The organism is Exiguobacterium sp. s43 (assembly GCF_018617255.1).
Taxonomy (GTDB): domain Bacteria; phylum Bacillota; class Bacilli; order Exiguobacteriales; family Exiguobacteriaceae; genus Exiguobacterium; species Exiguobacterium profundum.
The window spans coordinates 1,854,598-1,869,680 of record NZ_JACSJT010000001.1 but is presented as its reverse complement, the minus strand read 5'-3'; the positions used below and the strand labels follow the sequence as shown (position 1 = coordinate 1,869,680).

Annotated in this window: 15 protein-coding genes and 1 tRNA gene; all 16 read left to right on the top strand. The window is 50.2% G+C overall.

Going from position 1 to position 15,083, the window contains the following annotated elements; genetic code table 11:
- Positions 1 to 60 precede the first annotated feature (60 nt).
- The 16 genes from KNO79_RS09580 to KNO79_RS09505 all read left to right on the top strand — a co-directional run bounded on the left by KNO79_RS09580 (position 61) and on the right by KNO79_RS09505 (position 15,078).
- The gene (locus KNO79_RS09580) at positions 61 to 678 is read left to right on the top strand and encodes a succinate dehydrogenase cytochrome b558 subunit (RefSeq protein WP_015881102.1); all 618 of its coding nucleotides are present in this window, start codon (positions 61 to 63) and stop codon (positions 676 to 678) included.
- Between the two features lie 16 nt (positions 679 to 694).
- Entirely contained in the window at positions 695 to 2,452 is a 1,758-nt protein-coding gene (sdhA, locus tag KNO79_RS09575) for a succinate dehydrogenase flavoprotein subunit (protein WP_214691154.1), read from the top strand.
- 8 nt (positions 2,453 to 2,460) lie between these two features.
- Positions 2,461 to 3,249: a succinate dehydrogenase iron-sulfur subunit gene (sdhB, locus tag KNO79_RS09570; protein WP_193343274.1), complete on the top strand. Its 789-nt coding sequence runs from the start codon at positions 2,461 to 2,463 to the stop codon at positions 3,247 to 3,249.
- An 8-nt stretch (positions 3,250 to 3,257) separates the two neighbouring features.
- Positions 3,258 to 3,698 (top strand): acyl-CoA thioesterase, encoded by a 441-nt coding sequence (locus KNO79_RS09565; protein ID WP_015881105.1) that lies wholly within the window; start codon positions 3,258 to 3,260, stop codon positions 3,696 to 3,698.
- 74 nt (positions 3,699 to 3,772) lie between these two features.
- Positions 3,773 to 4,036, top strand: coding sequence for a phosphocarrier protein HPr (locus KNO79_RS09560; RefSeq protein ID WP_015881106.1), 264 nt, complete (start codon positions 3,773 to 3,775; stop codon positions 4,034 to 4,036).
- Positions 4,037 to 4,148: 112 nt separating this feature from the next.
- Complete coding sequence (gene racE, locus KNO79_RS09555) at positions 4,149 to 4,952, top strand: glutamate racemase (RefSeq protein WP_074037958.1); 804 nt, start codon at positions 4,149 to 4,151, stop codon at positions 4,950 to 4,952.
- Positions 4,945 to 5,694, top strand: coding sequence for a ribonuclease PH (rph, locus tag KNO79_RS09550; RefSeq protein ID WP_214691152.1), 750 nt, complete (start codon positions 4,945 to 4,947; stop codon positions 5,692 to 5,694). The genes racE and rph overlap by 8 nt, the downstream gene beginning before the upstream one ends.
- A complete protein-coding gene (locus KNO79_RS09545) occupies positions 5,691 to 6,281 on the top strand; it encodes an XTP/dITP diphosphatase (protein ID WP_074037535.1) in 591 nt (196 codons plus the stop codon). Before rph ends, KNO79_RS09545 begins: the two co-directional genes overlap by 4 nt.
- Before the next feature lie 5 nt (positions 6,282 to 6,286).
- Positions 6,287 to 6,799: a metallophosphoesterase family protein gene (locus tag KNO79_RS09540; RefSeq protein ID WP_015881110.1), complete on the top strand. Its 513-nt coding sequence runs from the start codon at positions 6,287 to 6,289 to the stop codon at positions 6,797 to 6,799.
- A 60-nt stretch (positions 6,800 to 6,859) separates the two neighbouring features.
- Positions 6,860 to 6,933 (top strand) — tRNA-Arg (locus KNO79_RS09535).
- Positions 6,934 to 7,057: 124 nt separating this feature from the next.
- Positions 7,058 to 7,969 (top strand): hypothetical protein, encoded by a 912-nt coding sequence (locus KNO79_RS09530; RefSeq protein ID WP_214691151.1) that lies wholly within the window; start codon positions 7,058 to 7,060, stop codon positions 7,967 to 7,969.
- 89 nt (positions 7,970 to 8,058) lie between these two features.
- The gene (gene tig, locus KNO79_RS09525; protein WP_015881112.1) at positions 8,059 to 9,351 is read left to right on the top strand and encodes a trigger factor; all 1,293 of its coding nucleotides are present in this window, start codon (positions 8,059 to 8,061) and stop codon (positions 9,349 to 9,351) included.
- 211 nt (positions 9,352 to 9,562) lie between these two features.
- A complete protein-coding gene (gene clpX, locus KNO79_RS09520; protein WP_015881113.1) occupies positions 9,563 to 10,831 on the top strand; it encodes an ATP-dependent protease ATP-binding subunit ClpX in 1,269 nt (422 codons plus the stop codon).
- A 72-nt stretch (positions 10,832 to 10,903) separates the two neighbouring features.
- Entirely contained in the window at positions 10,904 to 13,204 is a 2,301-nt protein-coding gene (gene lon / locus KNO79_RS09515; RefSeq protein WP_214691150.1) for an endopeptidase La, read from the top strand.
- A complete protein-coding gene (gene yihA / locus KNO79_RS09510; RefSeq protein WP_015881115.1) occupies positions 13,205 to 13,798 on the top strand; it encodes a ribosome biogenesis GTP-binding protein YihA/YsxC in 594 nt (197 codons plus the stop codon). It begins immediately after the preceding gene.
- 110 nt (positions 13,799 to 13,908) lie between these two features.
- Positions 13,909 to 15,078, top strand: coding sequence for an AI-2E family transporter (locus KNO79_RS09505; RefSeq protein WP_015881116.1), 1,170 nt, complete (start codon positions 13,909 to 13,911; stop codon positions 15,076 to 15,078).
- Positions 15,079 to 15,083: the final 5 nt, after the last annotated feature.

Genomic DNA, 15,083 nt, shown 5'->3' with positions numbered 1-15,083 from the left:
GCATTTGAAAACGCTTTTATTGACAATACGAGCCAATGCTCGTGAAAAGGGGGAACTAGAATGGCAGCGCATCGTGACTATTTCAGTCGTAAAGTCCATTCGCTACTTGGGGTCATTCCAATCGGTTTGTTTTTGATCGTCCATTTATCGGTCAACTACTACATCGTCGATGGGGTGGAGTCATTCAACAAAGCAGCAAAATTCATGGAGAACTTACCGTATTTGTACTTCCTTGAAGTGACAATTATCGCATTGCCGATGATTTTCCACGGGGTGTACGGCGTGTACTACGCGTTTCTCGGGTCAATCAACTCGAACCGCTATTCATACGCGCGCAACTGGTTGTATCTCTTCCAACGCTTCACAGGAGTTTTCCTCGTGATCTTCATCGCTTGGCACGTTTGGGAAACGCGTCTTGCGAAATTGCGCGGGGTAGAAGTCAATGCGGAGATGATGCAAAACATCGTCGACAACCCGCTCATGTTGATCTTCTACATAGTCGGAATCCTTTCGGCTACGTTCCACTTCGCGAACGGTCTTTGGTCGTTCTCGATCACGTGGGGTATCACACAGTCACCTCGTTCGCAACGTCTCATGAGCTACGTATCAGGTGTCGTGTTCTTGGCACTATCTTTTGTCGGCATCCGTTCGATTTTGACGTTTGCAGGCATCTTGTAATTAGGGGGAATTTTACATGGCAAATCAAAGTTTGATCGTCATCGGTGGCGGTCTAGCTGGACTCATGGCGACAATCAAGTCGGCAGAGATGGGTGTTCCGGTAAAACTATTCTCGCTTGTACCGGTCAAGCGTTCACATTCAGTTTGTGCCCAAGGTGGGATTAACGGGGCCGTCAACACGAAAGGGGAAGGTGACTCTCCTTGGCAACACTTTGACGACACGGTCTACGGAGGCGACTTCCTCGCCAACCAACCGCCTGTCCAAAAGATGGCGGAGAATGCTCCGAAAATCATTCACATGTTCGACCGGATGGGCGTTATGTTCAACCGTACGCCAGAAGGTCTCTTAGACTTCCGTCGTTTCGGTGGAACGCTTCACCACCGTACGGCATACGCCGGAGCGACGACAGGACAGCAACTTCTTTATGCACTCGATGAGCAGGTTCGTCGTTACGAAGCGCAAGGTCTCGTCGAGAAGTATGAGGGCTGGGAGTTCCTTCGTGCGGTCATCGACGAAGAAGGCATCTGCCGCGGTGCGGTATGTCAAGATTTGCGCTCGATGGAAATTAAAGCGTTCCCATCGGACGCGGTCATCTTGGCGACAGGTGGCCCAGGGGTCATCTTCGGTAAGTCGACAAACTCGGTCATCAACACAGGACAAGCAGCGGCAGCGGTTTATCGCCAAGGCGCGGTTTACGCGAACGGGGAGTTCATCCAGATTCACCCGACGGCGATTCCAGGGGATGACAAACTTCGTCTCATGAGTGAATCGGCTCGTGGGGAAGGTGGACGTGTCTGGACATACAAAGACGGGAAGCCGTGGTACTTCCTCGAAGAGAAGTATCCAGCATACGGAAACCTCGTACCGCGTGACATCGCGACACGTGAGATCTTCGATGTATGTGTCAACCAAAAACTCGGCGTCAACGGCGAGAACATGGTCTACCTCGACTTGTCTCACAAAGACTCGAAAGAACTTGACATCAAACTTGGTGGAATCCTTGAAATCTACGAGAAATTCGTAGGCGACGACCCGCGTAAAGTACCGATGAAAATCTTCCCGGCAGTCCACTATTCGATGGGCGGACTATGGGTCGACTACGATCAGATGACGAACATTCCAGGACTCTTCGCAGCCGGTGAATGTGACTACTCGATGCACGGTGCGAACCGTCTAGGTGCGAACTCTCTTCTTTCAGCCGTTCATGGCGGAATGGAAGCAGGGCCTGCGGCAGTCAACTACATGCGTGGTCTCGATCAAGCGACAGAAAGTGTTTCAGAAGCGCTCTTCAACTTCAATGAACGTGAAGAAATCGAGCGATTCAACAACATCCTTGCGATGGATGGAACAGAGAATGCTTATCAAATCCACCGTGAACTCGGTGAACTCATGACGGACAACGTCACAGTTGTTCGCTACAATGACAAACTTGAAGCGACCGACAAGAAAATCCAAGAATTGCGTGAACGTTTCCATAAGATCTCAGCTACGGATACGGCACGTTGGAGCAACCAAGGGGCATCGTTCATTCGACAACTCGACCACATGCTCGACCTCGCACGCGTCATCACACTTGGCGCACTCATGCGAGACGAGAGCCGTGGGGCCCATTACAAACCGGAGTTCCCGGAACGTAATGATGAGCAGTTCATGAAGACGACGATGGCACGTTACAAAGATGGGGAAGTCGATATCTCGTATGAAGACATCGATGTTTCGTTAATCCCGCCACGTAAACGGGATTACTCGAAGAAAGGGGCGAAGACGAAATGACGACGCCAATGCAATCTGAACAAAAAGACATCCGCTTCATTATCGAACGCCAAGATGGACCGGATCAAGCGACGTATACGGAAGAATTCACGGTACCATACCGTCCAAACATGAACGTCATCTCGGCATTGATGGAAATCCGCCGTAACCCGGTCAATGCGAACGGGGACAAGACGACACCGATCAACTGGGACATGAACTGTCTTGAAGAAGTATGTGGTGCCTGTTCGATGATTATCAACGGGAAGCCGCGCCAGTCGTGTACGGCACTCGTCGATAAACTCGAGCAACCGATTCGTCTTGCACCGATGAAGACGTTCCCGGTCATCCGTGACCTTCAAGTCGACCGTCAACGCATGTTCGACGCGTTGAAAAAAGTGAAGGCATGGGTCCCAATCGACGGCACATACGACCTCGGTCCAGGACCGCGTATGCCGGAGAACAAACGTCAATGGGCGTACGAACTATCGAAATGTATGACGTGTGGTGTTTGTCTTGAAGCGTGTCCGAACGTAAACGACAAATCGGACTTCATCGGTCCAGCGGCGATTTCGCAAGTCCGACTCTTCAACTCACATCCAACAGGTGCCTTCCATGCGGAAGACCGCCTCGAGGCACTCATGGAAGACGGCGGCATCATGCAGTGCGGAAACGCACAAAACTGTGTCGAAGTTTGTCCGAAGGGCATCCCGCTCACGACGTCGATCGCTTCGATGAACCGTCAAACGACGCTTCACTCGTTCAAACAGTTCTTCGGTAGTGACAAAGGTCGCACCGGTTCTGCGGTCGAGGCGTAAGCGAGCCGATGACCAAGTACTTTCGAGAGCCAGGTTGGGAAACACGTGTCAAAAGAGGGATCGCGCTCGATGTGAAAGTCCGCTTTTCGGAGTGCGACCCGTATGGTCACATGAACAACACAATTCCGTTCATCTATTTCGAAGATGCCCGGATCGAGTTGTTAGAGGCGACAGGATTCTCCTTGAAGGACGGATTCGTCGTCGTCGCCGATGCGCAATGTGACTATGTTCGACAAGTCATGCCACGTCAACAGCTGACTGTGCATGCCAATATCTTGACGGTCGGAAACACTTCATGTGATATTCATTACGGGGCATATGACGGAGAGCAACTCCTCTTCGCCGGACGGACAAGCCTCGTTCATTTAACGAAGGAAGGCCGTCCTACGGAATGGACTCCGGAATATAAAAACCGCTTGCAGAATTTTTGCGAATCCGCTATCATTTGATAATGAGTTCACAAACAAAAAATATTCTGCTGGTTCGCCTGTAGAATTGAATTTTGAAGGGAGACCATCATCTCATGGAAAAAACGTTCACAGTCGTTGCTGATTCAGGAATTCACGCTCGTCCAGCTACTCAGTTAGTTAACACAGCTTCTAAGTTCCAATCAGACATCAACCTCGAGTACAATGGTAAAACAGTTAACTTGAAGTCGATCATGGGTGTACTTTCACTCGGTATCGCAAAAGATTCTACAATCAAGATCACTGCTGAAGGTGAAGATGCAGAAGAAGCGATCAACACGCTTTCTGACATGCTCACTAGCGAAGGTCTTGCTCAGTAATTCGGGTAAGGGACGAGGCGCCAATGGCGACCTCGTCTTTTTTTGTCATGGGAACGTTTCTTTTTCCGTCCGAGATTTTTTGGTAAGATAGGTGAGAATGGAAGTGATGCAAATGAAACGAGCGATTGGAGTCCTCGATTCAGGAGTCGGTGGGTTGACGGTAGTCAAAGAATTGATGCGCCAACTCCCTAAAGAAGAAATCGTCTATATCGGAGATACAGAACGCTGTCCGTACGGGCCGCGTCCGCACGATGAGATTGAAGCATATACATGGGAATTGATTGAATTTTTATTGAAGAAAGACGTCAAGATGATTGTCATCGCCTGTAATACGGCGACAGCGGTCGTATTGAAGGAGGCACGCAAACGTCTCGACATCCCGGTCATCGGTGTCATCGACCCGGGTGCCCGCGCGGCTGTCAAAGGAACGCGCAACAAGCATATTGGTGTCATTGGTACGAAGATGACGATTGAAAGCGGTTCATATGAGAAGGCGTTACGTCACGTAGCAGGTGAGGTCGATGTGTATTCACTCGCGTGCCCACCGTTCGTCCCGCTCGTAGAGGCTGGAGAAGTGTCTGGAGAGCGCGTGCGACAAGTGGTGGAGGAGACGCTTCGTCCACTTCAACCATCCGAGATGGATACGTTGATTCTCGGTTGTACGCATTACCCACTACTTGCTCCGGTCATTCAAGATGTGGTCGGACCGGACGTCCACCTCATCTCATCAGGTGACGAGACGGCACTTGAAGTGGCAGCGATGCTCGATTATCAGGAACTTGAAAACGGGTTGGATGCAGTCCCGGCACATTCCTTCTATGCGACGGGTGACATCGAACTATTTGACCGACTCGCGAGCGAATGGCTCGGACGTCCGGTTCATGCGGAGAAAGTCGAGGTGACCGGCATTGCGTGATGCGAGACGATTTGATGAACTGCGCGCAGTCGAGATTGTGCCGCACGTGAACAAACATGCGGAAGGGTCCGTTTTAATTTCAATCGGCGATACGAAAGTCATCTGTACCGCAACTGTGGAAGAGCGCGTACCAAATTTCCTTCGTGGAAAGAAACAAGGTTGGATCAATGCAGAATATGCGATGCTACCACGGGCGACGGGAGACCGTACTGTCCGAGAAGCGGTACGCGGAAAACAGTCGGGACGAACGATGGAAATTCAGCGTCTGATTGGTCGGTCGCTCCGCTCGGTCGTGGACTTAGAACGTCTCGGCGAACGAACGATTTGGATCGACTGTGACGTCATTCAAGCGGATGGCGGGACTCGGACGGCTTCCATCACAGGTGGCTTTTGCGCGCTCGTGTTGGCCGTCGACCGCTTGATTCGCCAAGGGAAACTTGAAGATACACCGATTAAAGAAGGTGTGGCCGCAATTTCGGTCGGGCGAACGGACGAGCTTGTCTTAGACTTGGATTACCTAGAAGACGCTGCGGCAGAGGTCGATATGAATGTCGTCATGACGGCAAGCGGTCGATTCGTCGAAGTACAAGGTACAGGGGAAGAGGCGACGTTCACGCTACAAGAGATGAACGAGATGCTCGCGCTCGCGCAACACGGCATCGAATCATTATTCAAGACGGCGGAAGCGGCACTCGGTGCTTCTTGGTGGTACGTCGGAGAACGTTCGGAGGAGACATTATGAAGTTGATCATTGCGACACACAATCCTGGAAAAGTGAAAGAACTCGAAGGAATGCTGACGCCGCTCGGGTTCGAGGTCGAATCACTACTCGACTATCCGGATGCACCAGAGACGGAAGAGACCGGCACGACGTTTGAAGAGAACGCGGCGTTAAAAGCGACCGAGGCGGCAGCTTATTTTGGACATGCCGTTCTGGCGGACGACTCCGGTCTTGAAGTCGACGCACTTGACGGGGCACCGGGAGTATATTCAGCCCGCTTTGCAGGTCCAGAAAAGTCAGACGAGGCAAACAATGCGCTTCTTCTTGAAAAATTGAACGGAGAAACGAATCGTACGGCGCGTTTCGTCTGTGCGCTCTGTCTTGCGAAACCGAGCGGAGAGACGTTGACCGTTCGTGGAACGATCGAAGGGACAATCGGTTATTCCCCACAAGGCGAAAATGGCTTCGGATACGATCCACTCTTTATCGTCCCATCGCTTCATAAGACAGCGGCAGAGTTGGAGCGTGACGAGAAGGCGGTCGTCAGCCACCGTGGACAGGCACTACGAAAACTGGAGGCAGAAATCATACCATTCATGAAAGGATGAAGCTTATGCGTTTTCTAATAGTGAGTGATAGTCATGGTTTGACCGAAGAGTTGACGACGATTTTTGAAAGGCACGAGGCGGAAATTGATGACGCCTTCCATTGCGGGGATTCACAACTCGCTCTTGTGGATGAACATTTGTTACCTTATCGAACGGTTCGGGGGAATTGTGATTTCGGTGGAGACCTTCCCCTTGAACGCATCGAGACGACGGATGCCGGTACGATTTTAATCGTTCACGGGCACCATCATGACGTCAAATTCGATTTGAACCGTCTACGGTATCGAGCGGAAGAAGTGGGAGCGAATGTCGTCTTGTTCGGTCACTCGCATGTGGCGGGTGCGCTGATCGAGGACGGGGTTGTCTACATCAACCCAGGTTCGATTCGCATGCCGCGAGGACGAACGGACAAAACGTATGCGTTACTCGATCTCGAAGCGGGGGAAGCAACAGTGCGTTTCTATCGCTCAGAAGACGGTTCTCACGTCGAAGACTTGGACATCTCAGGAAAACTATGAGTTTCGAACGGGAAATCGATTGACAGGAAACCATTTTTCTATTATAGTTTTCATGTCAATGTCCCAATAGCTCAGCAGGATAGAGCAACGGCCTTCTAAGCCGTCGGTCGGGGGTTCGAATCCCTCTTGGGACGCTTCCATTAAAATAGAGACGCTCTCTACGGAGAACGTCTCTTTTTTCATTTTCCGGGAAATCGATTGACAAGGAATCGCGTCCTAACGGAAGATGAAGGGGAATGGAAGAGAGGGTGAGGGAAGATGGAGAAGGAAAAGGATCAGGACTATCCGTTCCCTGGGAATTGGGCGCGTCTGCATAAGATGATTCAGGAGGCAGATGCTTCTGGGGAACGACAGCGGATCGAACCGATTTTATGGGATTGGTATCAGACGATTCCAGGGGACCCGTTTATTTTCATGGAAATCTTCCAATGTGCAATGGAACGACCGGACGATCCGGAGACACTCGAGAAGCTGCAGGAACTCGTCAGCATCCATATGTCCGAGGCGGAAGAACCGGCCTCAGGAGGGTTACAGATTGCGCAGTATTACATCATGCGTGACCAACCGTTTGAAGCGGCGCACTGGATCAACCAGTATCTCGAATGGCAGGACAAGAAGGATACGGTCAACACACAGGCACATCAGGTACTTCAAGTGTTGAAGATGACCGAGTTTCCGGCGGCAATTGCCAAGTTGAAACGAACGCTGACGCGAGGGAGTACGGGGGAACAGATTGAAGCATTACAACATGTTCACTTTCAAATCGACCCGGTGCTCGACAATGTGCTACATGAACTGCTCGTGTCGGAGCGTCCGAAGCTCATCAAACTGATCGTGTTGGAAAAAGCGTTCGCCGAACTAGATGTCATCGAATGGACGGATGGGGACGTTTCGAACAAGATGACACGAACGGAAGCGAAAGCGCAGATTGAAACGTGGGAGCAGACCGTCTTTTCTCTTCAAAAATCAGTTGAAGGCGATGAGATCGGGACCCAGCTGTTGATGAATTACATGTATACGCATTATCCGGATGTGCCAGCCGAAAAAGCGGATGTGGAACAGGCGCTCGTACAGGCGAAACAAGCGATTTTACATGACGAACCGGTCGACGGTTTAGCCGCGGAGATTTTAGAGGCGGATCTTCGCTTTACACAGGCGTTATTAGACTAAATCCTTGTGTGCTTACCGAGGATTTATGCTATAATACGGATTGTTGTACATTTTTGTACGGTATAAACGAATTGTTGGAGGGACTTAGCATGACAGCAAAATGGGAAAAAACATCAGGTAGCCAAGGCGTACTCACGTACGAAGCTCCTGCAGAAGCTTTTGATAAAGCAGTTGACGCCGCATTTAAAACAGTCGTCAAAGACTTGAACGTGCCTGGCTTCCGTAAAGGTAAATTGCCACGCCCAATGTTCAACAAAATGTATGGAGAAGAAGCACTCTATCAAGATGCGCTCGACATTCTCTACCGCGACACAATCCAAGGTGCGGTTGAAGAAGCTGGTTTCGAACCAATCGCGCTCGAAAACATCGATGTAGACGGCACGCTCGAGAAAGGCAAACCAGTCGCTTTCAAAGTGACATTCGTGGTTGAGCCAGAAGCTGAGCTTGGCGAATACAAAGGCCTCGAGTACGAAGCTGTTTCAACTGAAGTAACAGAAGATGAAGTAACAGCAGAACTTGAAGCACTTCAACAGCAAGGCGCAGAACTAGCTGTTAAAGAAGGTGCAATCGAAAACGGCGATACAGCTGTATTTGATTTCGCAGGTTTCGCTGACGGTGAGCAGTTCGAAGGCGGCACAGCTGAGAACTACACACTCGAAATCGGTTCTGGTCAATTCATCCCAGGATTCGAAGAGCAAATGATCGGCATGACTGCTGGTGAAGAAAAAGACGTTGAAGTAACATTCCCTGAAGAGTACCACGCTGAAAACTTGGCGGGTAAACCAGCGACATTCAAAGTCAAACTTCACGAAGTCAAAACAAAACAAGTTCCTGAACTCGACGACGAGTTTGCAAAAGACATCGACGAGTCTGTTTCGACACTCGACGAGTTGAAAGCAAGCATCCGTGAGCGTTTAGAAGCTGGTAAGAAACAAGAAGCTGAAGGTACAATGCGCGACCAACTCGTAGAGCAGGCAACTGCTAACGCGACAATCGACGTACCGGAAGTTCTCGTTGAACAAGAAGTTGACCGCATGGTACAAGAGTTCGGTTCACGTGTATCTTCACAAGGAATCGACCTTAACATGTACTTCGAGCTCACTGGTACTTCTGAAGAAGCAATGCGCGAAGAGATGAAAGAGCAAGCTGAAGAGCGCGTAAAAGCTCGTCTCGTCTTGAAAGCAATCGCTGACAAAGAAGCAATCGAAGTATCTGACGAAGATGCTGAGAAAGAGCTTGAAGAAATGTCTAAACTTTACAACATCGCCCCGGACCAACTCCGTACGATGCTCGCTCCGCAAGGTGGACTTGAGACACTTAAAGGTGACCTCAAATTCCGTAAAGCGATCGACATCCTCGTTGAAAACGGTAAAGCGAAGTAAGCTGATATTCGAAAGGACGACTGCCTAGCGGTCGTCCTTTTTTCTGTCACAGCACATTGCATGTGTAATTCTTTGAAGTCGCAATATGTTCATGCTACAATTATTTCAACGCAGAGATGTAAAATGTCTTTTCGCGGTGCATCGCACCAGAAAATTCAAATCGCGATTTATCGCACTTACATCCATTTTCACCACAGAAGGGGTGTATCGAATGTTCAAATTTAACGAGGAAAAGGGGCAACTCAAGTGCTCGTTTTGCGGAAAATCGCAAGAACAAGTTCGTAAGTTAGTCGCCGGTCCTGGCGTATACATTTGCGATGAATGTATCGAACTTTGCAATGAAATTGTTGAGGAAGAGCTCGGTGTAGAGGAAGAAGTTGAATTCAAAGACATTCCAAAACCACAAGAGATTCGTAACATCCTAGACGATTATGTCATTGGTCAAGACCGCGCCAAACGTGCGCTTTCAGTTGCTGTCTATAACCACTATAAACGTATCAACGCCGGTGGCCGTTCGGATGATGTCGAACTTGCGAAGTCGAACATCGTCATGATTGGACCAACGGGTAGCGGAAAAACGCTTCTCGCTCAGACGATGGCTCGCGTCTTGAACGTCCCATTCGCAATCGCGGATGCGACGAGCTTGACGGAAGCAGGTTACGTCGGGGAAGACGTTGAGAATATCTTGCTCAAATTGATTCAATCGGCTGACTATGATGTCGAGAAGGCTGAAAAAGGGATCATCTACATCGATGAAATCGATAAGATTGCCCGTAAGTCTGAAAACCCATCGATTACGCGTGACGTATCCGGTGAAGGCGTTCAGCAGGCGCTCCTTAAAATTCTTGAAGGCACGACAGCAAGCGTACCGCCACAAGGTGGACGTAAGCATCCGCATCAAGAGTTTATCCAAATCGACACAACAAACATTCTCTTCATTGTCGGTGGCGCATTCGCTGGCATCGAATCGGTCGTCAAACGCCGAATCGGGAAGAAAGTCATCGGTTTCGGAAACGATCAAGAGAATCGCGAGTTGACGCAAGAGGACTTGCTCGCCCGCGCACTCCCTGAAGACCTTCAAAAATTCGGCTTGATTCCTGAGTTCATCGGACGTTTGCCAGTCATGGCGACGCTCACGACACTCGATGAAGAAGCGCTCGTTGAAATCTTGACGAAGCCGAAAAATGCTCTCGTCCGTCAGTACGAGAAAATGCTCGAGCTTGACGATGTCGAATTGACGTTCACAGACGAAGCATTGATCGAAATCGCCAAACTTGCAATCAAACGTAAGACTGGCGCGCGCGGTCTCCGCTCGATTATCGAAGAAATGATGCTCGATGTGATGTTCACTGTCCCATCGCGTGACGATATCGAGAAAGTCATCATCACGGATGAAACGATTACGGGTCTTGCCGGTCCGAAATACGTCCTTCGTGACGGTACTGTCGAACAGACAGGGGACAACAAAGAGACAGCATAATTCTTTAACGAAGAAGGCTCAAACACTCGGCACATCCGAGTTTTGAGCCTTTTTGCACAGGAGGCATTGTATATGGAAAAATTACCAATCCTTCCTTTGCGAGGAGTCGTCGTATATCCGCTCATCGGTGTGACCATCGATGTCGGACGCCCATTATCCCTTCGGGCGCTCCTTGCCGCAAAGGAGCATGAAACAGATTTGATTGTCGTGACGCAGAAAGAAACTGGGAACGAGTCACCGGAACCGGAAGACTTATACATGGTTGGAACACGTGTCCACATTGCGAAGATGAGTGAACTGTCGAACGAAACGATTCGGGTTCGGATCGTCGGGAAAGAGCGTGTCCGTGTCGACTCGATTGAATCGACAGATGAAGGATGGTTCGCCAACGTCGAACCACTTGAACTTGCTGAAGGAGAAGAGGTCGAACGTACGGCACTCGTCCGTCTGTTGAAAGAGCAGTTCGGAAAACTTGTCGCAAACATCAAGGGCATGTCGCCAGATGAGCGTCGTCGTTTCGAGATGTATGAGCGACTCGAATCGCTCACAGACTATATCACGTCAAAACTCGATGTCGACGTCGAACTTCGCCAAGCGATGCTTGAAGAAGCAGATGCGGTCAAACGAGGGCTTGAACTGCTTGAAATCATCGCACATGAGGTCGAAGTGATCGAACTCGAGCAAGAGATGCGCGAGCGGACGAAGAAGTCGATTGAGCAGTCGCAGCGCGAGTATTACTTACGGGAACAGATGAAGACGATTCAGCAAGAACTCGGAGACCAGACGCAAGAGTCAGAACCGAACCGCCTTCGTGAGAAGTTAGAGGCGCTCGACTTGCCAGAGACGACGCGAAAGAACGTCATGCGTGAAGCGGAACGATTGAACGTCGTGCCGCAGACGTCTCCGGAGTATGCGGTCATCCGTAACTACCTCGACTGGGTCACTTCTCTTCCATGGGGCATTGAGACGGAAGACAAGCTTGACGTGAAACATGCGGCAGACGTCCTCGACGATGACCATTACGGCTTAGAATCGGTAAAAGACCGTATCCTCGAGTATTTGGCCGTCCGTCAGTTGACGAACTCGCTTCGTGGACCAATCCTCTGTCTCGCCGGACCTCCAGGGGTCGGGAAGACGTCACTCGCCCGCTCAATCGCGTCGGCACTTGAACGTCACTTCGTTCGTGTCTCGCTCGGTGGTGTGCGCGATGAGGCGGAAATCCGCGGGCACCGTCGTACGTATATCGGTGCGATGCCAGGACGAATCATCCGCGGATTGAAGCAAGCGGAAAGCAAGAATCCGGTCTTCTTGCTCGATGAGATCGACAAGATGGCTTCTGACTTCAGAGGGGACCCGGCGTCCGCGATGCTAGAAGTACTCGACCCGGAACAAAACGTCTCCTTCTCTGACCACTACATCGAAGAACCGTTCGATTTGTCAAACGTTCTCTTTATCGCAACTGCGAACGATGTCTCACAAATCCCAGCACCGCTTCTTGACCGGATGGAATTGATTCAAATCGGTGGGTACACGGAGCTTGAGAAAGTAGAGATCGCGAAGCGTCACTTGGTGCCGAAACAGTTGACAGAGCACGGATTGAAGAAGAGTCAGTTGACGATTAAAGAAGATGCGCTCTATGAAGTCGTACGTCGTTACACACGTGAAGCCGGCGTCCGGAACTTAGAACGCGTCATCGGATCACTCTGCCGAAAAGCCGCGAAACAAATCGCCATCGGGGAGAAGAAACGGGTCACGATTTCGAAAAAGGCGATCATCACGTATCTCGGGAAGCCGAAGTATCGCTACGGAAAAGGGGAGACCGAGGACTCCATCGGTGCGGTGACAGGCCTTGCCTACACGGCGTTTGGTGGCGACACGCTCACAATCGAAGTGGCGCTCGCTCCAGGGAAAGGCAAACTTCAGTTGACGGGTAAACTCGGTGATGTGATGCAGGAGTCGGCACAAACAGCATATAGCTATGTCCGTGCAAACGCAGAGCGGTTCGGGATTGACCCGACGTTCTATGAGCGACAAGACATTCACATTCACGTGCCAGAGGGTGCCGTGCCAAAAGACGGACCGTCGGCAGGAATCACGATTGCGACAGCCTTAATTTCCGCATTGACCGGGAAGAAAGTCCATCGTGATGTCGGGATGACAGGTGAGATCACACTCCGTGGACGTGTCTTGCCAATCGGCGGATTGAAAGAAAAAGCGCTCGCTGCTCATCGAGCCGGGTTGACGACCATCGTCATTCCGAAAGATAATGAGCGAGACATCGATGATATTCAAGAGACGGTTCGTGAGAAATTGACGTTCGTTCCCGTGACGACACTCGATGAAGTACTAGATGTAGCATTTGGAGGAAATTAAATGAAGATCAACAAAGCAGAGTTCGTGACGAGTGCCGTCGCGCCAGACCATTACCCGGTCCATGAATTGCCGGAAGTGGCACTTGCCGGGCGGTCGAACGTCGGGAAATCGTCGTTCATCAATAAGATTTGCCAACGGAAGGCGCTCGCACGGACGTCTTCGAAACCAGGGAAGACACAGACCCTCAACTTCTTCAACATCAATGATGAAATCATGTTCGTTGACGTTCCGGGATACGGATATGCGAAAGTCTCGAAGACGGAACGTGAGAAGTGGGGCGTCATGATGGAGCAGTACTTGACGAGCCAAGAGGCGCTTCGTGGCGTCGTCTTACTCGTCGATATCCGTCATGATCCTACGGGTGACGATGTGACGATGTACAATTTCTTGAAACATTATGAGATTCCGGTCATCGTTGTGGCAACGAAGCTCGATAAAATCAAGAAGAGTCAGCGTCAAAAACATGAGGCGGCGGTGAAACGTAAGCTTCAATTCGATCCATCTGACCGTTTTGTCGCCTTCTCGGCCGAAACGGCAGAAGGAAAAGACGAGGCATGGAAAGCGATTTACGCACTCATCACAGAAGGCGAATAAGGAGAAGGCGAAGGGATTCCTTCGCCTTTTTGTTTTTGTCAGCCCGCAAGCGGGTAATTATCGTATAATCATAGTTAGTACATAGTCATCATTGTAAACGAGGTGGAGAAATGCAACGCATGTTTGAAAACAAATGGTATCGCGCCCTCTTTTGGACGCTGACCATCTTTTTAGTCATTTGGGTCGGGACACAGATCTCATTCGTGTTTGAACCGATTCAAGTCATCTTGGCACTCGTCACGGTTCCACTCATTGTGGCCGGACTCTTCTTTTATTTCCTGGTCGGGATTGTCGACTTCTTAGAGAAACGCTTAAAAGGGAAGCGAACGTTAGCTGTAGCCATCACACTGATCGGACTCGTGCTTATTTTTACACTTGTCTTCAGTATTCTCGGACCGGTTTTAGGCGAACAAATTACGTCGCTCGTCAACGCTATGCCGAGTATCGCAAAAGAACTTCAGAAACAGGCGTTCGCTGTCCGTGACACGTTGCTACAAAATGAGTTCTTTGCACGCTTCATGGCAGAAAATGACGAGATGTTCCGTAACTTGACGACGAACATCACGTCGTACTTAGGAGACTTATTCGGAAACATTGCCTCATCATTCGGTCAAGTCGTCGGATTCGTGACGTCAGCGGTCATCACGATCGTCGTTATCCCGTTCATGCTTCTCTACATGTTGCTTGACGGGAAACGTCTACCGGACGCAATCGTCAAATTGCTCCCATCGAGCTATGAAAAGGAAACGCGTCACATCTTGCATGACATGCACGAGACGGTGCGGAGTTACGTCAACGCTCAGTTGCTCGTCGCATTCTTCGTTGGAATCACGTCACTGATTGGTCTCTGGATCGTCGGTGTAGATTATGCCATCTTGCTCGCACTCTTCATGATGGTAACAAATATTATCCCTTACGTTGGACCGTTCCTAGGGGCTGCACCGGCAGTGGTCGTGGCATTCATTCAAGATCCGATCAAGGTATTATGGGTCATCGTTGTCATCATCGTCGTGCAACAAATTGAGTCGAACGTCATCTCGCCACTCATTCAAGGGAAGTCGTTAAAAGTACACCCGCTCACGATTATCATCGTCTTGCTCGTGGCAGGAAATTTGGCCGGTATCATCGGAATGCTCATCGCTGTACCGTTTTATGCGGTCGCCAAAACGGTTGTCCAGAATATCGTTCGCATCTATAAATTACGAGAACGTGAGCATTATTTAGACAAAGAGGAGCCCGAGAGTCCGATTATTACGGACCCGAACTCGCCAAATCCATAAGAAAA

Bases quoted from the DNA above. Each gene is read 5' to 3' on its own strand.
- KNO79_RS09580 (WP_015881102.1), top strand. From the start codon at position 61: ATGGCAGCGCATCGTGACTATTTCAGTCGTAAAGTCCATTCGCTACTT.
- sdhA (WP_214691154.1), top strand. From the start codon at position 695: ATGGCAAATCAAAGTTTGATCGTCATCGGTGGCGGTCTAGCTGGACTC.
- sdhB (WP_193343274.1), top strand. From the start codon at position 2,461: ATGCAATCTGAACAAAAAGACATCCGCTTCATTATCGAACGCCAAGAT.
- KNO79_RS09565 (WP_015881105.1), top strand. From the start codon at position 3,258: ATGACCAAGTACTTTCGAGAGCCAGGTTGGGAAACACGTGTCAAAAGA.
- KNO79_RS09560 (WP_015881106.1), top strand. From the start codon at position 3,773: ATGGAAAAAACGTTCACAGTCGTTGCTGATTCAGGAATTCACGCTCGT.
- racE (WP_074037958.1), top strand. From the start codon at position 4,149: ATGAAACGAGCGATTGGAGTCCTCGATTCAGGAGTCGGTGGGTTGACG.
- KNO79_RS09545 (WP_074037535.1), top strand. From the start codon at position 5,691: ATGAAGTTGATCATTGCGACACACAATCCTGGAAAAGTGAAAGAACTC.
- KNO79_RS09540 (WP_015881110.1), top strand. From the start codon at position 6,287: ATGCGTTTTCTAATAGTGAGTGATAGTCATGGTTTGACCGAAGAGTTG.
- KNO79_RS09530 (WP_214691151.1), top strand. From the start codon at position 7,058: ATGGAGAAGGAAAAGGATCAGGACTATCCGTTCCCTGGGAATTGGGCG.
- tig (WP_015881112.1), top strand. From the start codon at position 8,059: ATGACAGCAAAATGGGAAAAAACATCAGGTAGCCAAGGCGTACTCACG.
- clpX (WP_015881113.1), top strand. From the start codon at position 9,563: ATGTTCAAATTTAACGAGGAAAAGGGGCAACTCAAGTGCTCGTTTTGC.
- lon (WP_214691150.1), top strand. From the start codon at position 10,904: ATGGAAAAATTACCAATCCTTCCTTTGCGAGGAGTCGTCGTATATCCG.
- yihA (WP_015881115.1), top strand. From the start codon at position 13,205: ATGAAGATCAACAAAGCAGAGTTCGTGACGAGTGCCGTCGCGCCAGAC.
- KNO79_RS09505 (WP_015881116.1), top strand. From the start codon at position 13,909: ATGCAACGCATGTTTGAAAACAAATGGTATCGCGCCCTCTTTTGGACG.